This is a genomic window from Inquilinus sp. (assembly GCF_039594555.1).
Taxonomy (GTDB): Bacteria; Pseudomonadota; Alphaproteobacteria; order DSM-16000; family Inquilinaceae; genus Inquilinus.
In genome coordinates this window covers 1-3,490 of sequence record NZ_JBCNNF010000571.1, presented here as the reverse complement: position 1 = coordinate 3,490, position 3,490 = coordinate 1, and the positions used below count along the sequence as shown (strand labels likewise).

6 protein-coding genes are annotated in these 3,490 nt (G+C 69.2%); 2 read left to right on the top strand and 4 right to left on the bottom strand.

Annotated features, from left to right (window positions below; all coding sequences use genetic code 11):
* Nucleotides 1-342: exopolysaccharide biosynthesis protein (locus ABDW35_RS34220; protein ID WP_343718314.1), on the top strand; the 342-nt coding region annotated here is incomplete at its 5' end.
* Between the two features lie 158 nt (nucleotides 343-500).
* Here ABDW35_RS34220 and ABDW35_RS34215 read toward each other — a convergent pair.
* From ABDW35_RS34215 to ABDW35_RS34205, 3 genes are all read right to left on the bottom strand, one after another.
* On the bottom strand, nucleotides 501-2,051 hold the full coding sequence (locus ABDW35_RS34215; protein ID WP_343718313.1) for an adenylate/guanylate cyclase domain-containing protein: 1,551 nt from the start codon (nucleotides 2,049-2,051) through the stop codon (nucleotides 501-503).
* A 143-nt stretch (nucleotides 2,052-2,194) separates the two neighbouring features.
* A complete protein-coding gene (locus ABDW35_RS34210) occupies nucleotides 2,195-2,440 on the bottom strand; it encodes a hypothetical protein (protein WP_343718312.1) in 246 nt (81 codons plus the stop codon).
* Nucleotides 2,418-2,819 (bottom strand): Fur family transcriptional regulator, encoded by a 402-nt coding sequence (locus ABDW35_RS34205; protein WP_138887091.1) that lies wholly within the window; start codon nucleotides 2,817-2,819, stop codon nucleotides 2,418-2,420. Before ABDW35_RS34205 ends, ABDW35_RS34210 begins: the two co-directional genes overlap by 23 nt.
* Before the next feature lie 110 nt (nucleotides 2,820-2,929).
* Between ABDW35_RS34205 and ABDW35_RS34200 the strand changes: the two genes are divergently transcribed.
* On the top strand, nucleotides 2,930-3,094 hold the full coding sequence (locus tag ABDW35_RS34200; protein WP_343718311.1) for a hypothetical protein: 165 nt from the start codon (nucleotides 2,930-2,932) through the stop codon (nucleotides 3,092-3,094).
* Here ABDW35_RS34200 and ABDW35_RS34195 read toward each other — a convergent pair.
* A partial coding sequence (locus tag ABDW35_RS34195) for a mechanosensitive ion channel family protein (protein WP_343718310.1) occupies nucleotides 3,070-3,490 on the bottom strand: 421 nt, incomplete at its 5' end. The genes ABDW35_RS34200 and ABDW35_RS34195 overlap by 25 nt on opposite strands.

Sequence of the window (3,490 nt, the reverse complement as noted above, 5' to 3'; positions counted from 1 at the left end):
TTCGCCCGGCTGGTCGACCGCATGGTGCCCTGGCTGGCCAAGGCCGAGCGGCTGCTGCGGCCCCGCCTGTCGCTGCTGATCGGCCCGGTGCAGGACCGCTTCATCGGCGCCGCCTGCCTGTTGCTGGCCATCATCCTGTTCATGCCGATCCCGTTCGGCAACATGGTGCCGGCGCTCGCGATCTCGGCCTTCGCCATCGGCCTGGTCGAACGCGACGGCATCGCCGTCTCGGCCGGCTGGGCGGTCAGCGCCGGGGCGCTGGCGATCCTCGCCGCCGTCTCTGCCGCCCTGTGGGCCGCCCTACGCGCCTTCCTGCAGACGCTGCTGGGCGTGATCATCTGACGGCCCCAGATTCCCGTTTACTTCATTGTCATCCTCGGGCTTGACCCGAGGATCCAGGGGCTTTCAAGAGCTGCTCTCGGTGGTCCCTGGATTGCCGGGTCAAGCCCGGCAATGACAATGGGGAGGCATGGAAAGGGTCCGAACGCCGGTCGAGCCAATCACCCCGGCAGCTCGGCGATCCGGCCGACCACCCGGATGCGCAGTTGGTCGCGCCGGCCGCGGATCGCCACCTGCTCGGCCCGGAAGGCCGAGAGGTCGGCGCCGGCCTGGTCGAGCAGGTCCTGCGACACCACCAGCTCCGCCGCGTAGCCCTTGCACAGCCCTTCCAGCCGGCTGGCGGTGTTGACCGTGTCGCCGACCGCGGTCAGGCCCTTGACCCCGCCATAGCCCATCTCGCCGACGATCGCCGGGCCGACATGCAGGCCGATGCCCATGCGCAGCGGCTCCTTCAGGTCCGAGGCCAGGGCCTCGTTCAGCTCGGCCAGCCGCGCCGCCATCCGCCGGGCGGCGTCCAGCGCCTGGCGGGCACCGGCGGCGCGCCCGGATTCGACCCCGAACAGCGCCATCACCCCGTCGCCGATGAACTTGTCGACCTGGCCGCCCGCCGCCTCGATCGCCTGGCCCATGGCGGCGAAGTACCGGTTCAGCAGGAACACCACGTCGTAGGGCAGGCGATGCTCCGACAGCCGGGTGAAGCCGCGCAGGTCGGCGAACAGCACCGCGATCTCGCGCTCCTGGCCGTGCCGATGGCCGGGGCCCTGGAAGCCGTCGCGGGCGGTCGCGGTCGGCGGCAGCAGCGGCGTCACCTCAAGGTCCTTCACCGGCCGGATCTGGCAGGCCAGCCGCACCCCCTCGGGCGCGCCGATGCGCTGCAGCACCCGCGCCTCGTCCGCCGCCGGCGGCGGCAGGTGCTCGGCGCCGAGCCCGACCCGCACCCGGCAGGTCGAACAGCGGCCGCGGCCGCCGCAGACCATGGCCTGGGGGATGCCGGCGGCGGCGATGATCTCCAGCGCCGTGGCCCCCGGGATGATGTCGAGCACGCGGGTGTCTCGGTAGTACAGCTTCGGGCCGCCGCGCCGGGCCCGGACGGCGCGCAGCACCGGCCCGGCAAAGGCGGCGAGGACCAGGGCCAGGATGCCGACCCGGGTCCACAGCGCCCCCCGGACGGCGAAGGCCTGCGCCTCCGGAGTCAGCTTCATCGAACGGTACAGGCCGTCGAGCCAGCCGGGCTGGGCCGCGAGGTCCCGGACCTGCAGGCCGGCCGAGACGAACCCGGCAAGGCCGAGCGCCGGGATCAGCAGCGCGGCGGCGTAGAGGAACGGCAGCGCCCGGGGGTACCAGGGCCTCAGCCGCAGCCAGTAGTGCACGCCGATGCAGCCATGGGTCCAGGCCACGAGCACCAGCACCACCTGCTGCAGCGCGACCAGCCCGTTGCCGCCCCACATCAGCGACAGGATCAGGCGATAGGGCGTGCCAACGCCGTACACCTCGAAGGCGACGACGGTGGCGAAGACATGGCCGGCCAGCAGCAGGGGCACGGCGAGGCCGAGCCCGAGCTGCACCGCCTGCCAGGGCTTCAGCCGGAAGTTGTGCCGCTGCCAGATCGACACCAGCGCGTTGGCGATGTGGACCAGGAAGGCGGCCGACAGGATGGTCAGGCCCGGCTGCTTCTCCCACACCAGGATGAACAGCCCGAGGCCACGCTCCATCACGTCCAGCGAGACCAGGCCGGCCGCATGGTTGATCAGATGGGTGGCGAGGAAGGCGAGCAGGACCAGCCCGCTCGGCAGCCGCAGCCGCCGCAGCCAGGCCCCGGCCCGCGATCCCGGGGTGTCCGCGGCGCGAAGGCCGCTCAGTTCAGCGGACCGGAATAGACCCAGGTCTCCACGGTGTCATGGGCGCGGAACGCCGGGACCTCGGGATGATGGTAGACGAAGACGCGGATCGCCGCCTCCATGGCCACGGTGCGCGGCGCGCCGCGGGCCACCAGCTCGCTATAGGCACGGGTCACGGCCTGCTGGCAGCGGCAATCGGCCGAGCCCTCCGCGAAGGGCTGGTCGCCGAAGCCGCAGCCCTCAGGACTTCTTTTTCCGGCCATAGAGTTCGAGCCTGTGATCGACGAGTTCGAAGCCGAGGCGCTTGGCGATCTTCTCCTTCAGCACCTCCAGCTCCTGGTCCTTGAACTCGATGACCTCACCGGTTTCAAGATCGATCAGGTGGTGGTGATGCTCGAGATTGACCTCGAAGCGGGAGTAGTTCTCGTTGAAGTCGTGCCGCTGCACCAGGTTCAGCTCGTCGAGCAGATGCAGGGTGCGGTATACCGTCGCGATGCTGATCGACGGATCGATCTCACGGGCCCGGTGATAGACGGTTTCGACCGATGGATGGTCGAGAGACTCGGTCAGCACCTGGAGAATGACACGACGCTGATCGGTCATCTTCAGGCCGGCGGAGACACATCTCTCCTCGAGCGTCATGGCTCAAACCCTCTTCAAGCCGCGGAACCATTGGCGGATTTAGAGAGATTACAGATCGCAGCGGCGCTTGGCACCCGAAAAGACGCCGCAGTGCAGCAGGAGGAACGGCCATGGGCGACCTGTTCGCGCTCGACATGAGCATCCATGGCTGGATCGCCCTGGGCATCGCCGTGGTCGGCATCATCGCGCTCAATCTCGGGCTGATGCATCTCGCCCGCAAGAAGCACGACTCCCATTACGACCCGAACCGTCACGATCCCGACGACGCTCCCTGAGCGGCGGCCGCGGCGGCATCCTCCGGCCGGTCGAGGCTGCGGGTCAGCACCATGCGGTGCGGGAACGGGATGTCGATGCCGACCTCGTCGAAGCGCCGCTTCATCCGGCGGTTGAACTCGCGCATCACGCCCCATTGCTTGGCGGGCGGAGTCTTGATCCGGGCCTTGATGGTCACGGCGCTGTCGCCGAACTTGTCGAGGCCGATGATCTCGATCGGCGCCAGGATCGCCGGCGCCCATTCGGGGTCGAGCTGCATCTCGCGGCCGAGATCGCGCAGCACGTCGAGCACGCGGTCGACCTCTTGGTCGTAGCCGATGCCGACATTGAACACGGCGAAGGAGAAATCCTTGGTCATGTTGATGATCGAGGTGACCGAGCTGAACGGCAGCGTGTGC